Here is a 459-nt window from a genome sequence, read left to right on the forward strand (position 1 = left end):
TAATATGGGCGGCCGCTTTTTGTGGTCCAGCGTGTCCGACAAAATTGGCCGTAAAAATACTTATACTATTTTCTTTGTGCTCGGCTCGCTGTTGTATTTTGCCATTCCGTCGATTGGCGAGAGCGGTAACAAGGCTTTGTTTGTCATTGGTTTCTGCGTCATCATTTCCATGTATGGCGGCGGTTTTGCAGCCATTCCGGCGTATTTGAAGGATTTGTTCGGCACTTATCAAGTCGGGGCAATACACGGCAGGATTTTGCTGGCATGGTCAACTGCGGCTGTTATTGGCCCGGTGTTGGTCAACTATATCCGCCAAAGCCAAATTGAAAGTGGCGTTCCGGCTGCTGAAGCTTATAGCATTACCATGTACATCATGGCAGGTTTGTTGATTGTTGGTTTGTTGTGTAATTTGAGTGTCCGTTCTGTTCATGAAAAGCATCACGAGAAAGACATTAAGGT

At 46.2% G+C, this 459-nt stretch carries 1 protein-coding gene; it reads left to right on the top strand.

What is annotated here, in order from left to right; genetic code table 11:
- The coding region (locus ACTHTS_RS11170) for an MFS transporter (protein WP_440370077.1) at positions 1-459 on the top strand (459 nt) is incomplete at both ends.

It is taken from the genome of Neisseria sp. P0019.S003, assembly GCF_051957115.1.
GTDB classification, from domain to species: Bacteria; Pseudomonadota; Gammaproteobacteria; order Burkholderiales; family Neisseriaceae; genus Neisseria; species Neisseria flavescens_D.